This is a genomic window from Streptomyces alkaliterrae (genome assembly GCF_007097205.2).
GTDB classification, from domain to species: domain Bacteria; phylum Actinomycetota; class Actinomycetes; order Streptomycetales; family Streptomycetaceae; genus Streptomyces; species Streptomyces alkaliterrae.
In genome coordinates this window covers 1-495 of record NZ_VJYK02000699.1, presented here as the reverse complement: position 1 = coordinate 495, position 495 = coordinate 1, and the positions used below count along the sequence as shown (strand labels likewise).

The following is a 495-nucleotide window of genomic DNA, read 5'->3' as shown; positions in this document are numbered from 1 at the left end:
GGTGGTGGCGGTGGTGGCGGTCGTGGCGGTGGTCGGGCGGCGGGCTTCGCTCGCGGCCTCCCACATGACCCGCAGCCTCGACAGATCGTCGTCGCGCACCCCGGCGACCCGCGCGAGCGCGGCGACCGCCTCCCACGGCGGCAGCGTCACGGCGCCCAGGTAGCGGTACCAGGAGGACGCGCTGTACCCCGACTTGGCCGCCAACGCGTTGAGGCTGAGACCCGTGCGGTCCTTCAGCAGCCGCAGCCGCTCGACGAACCGTCGGACCTCCGGGGGGAGGACGTCGGGAAGCGGTCGCCAACGTGCCATCGGAGCCTCCTCCCTGCTCGGCCGCTCAACCGGCTACTGGCGGAGTTGTCGGCGGACGCCGTGAAAGGGGCCGGTGACCAGCGTCCCGGCCGTCCCGCCACATCGTCAACGTCCGGGCGTCGCCGCAGGTCACGCGAGGTGGCGTCCCGTCATGAAGGCAGGACGGGAGGGGCTGTGGACCGGGGG

Annotated in this window: 1 protein-coding gene; it reads right to left on the bottom strand. The window is 73.7% G+C overall.

From position 1 onward, the window contains the following. A partial coding sequence (locus FNX44_RS27550; RefSeq protein ID WP_153507824.1) for a helix-turn-helix domain-containing protein occupies nt 1–309 on the bottom strand: 309 nt, incomplete at its 3' end. Nucleotides 310–495: the final 186 nt, after the last annotated feature.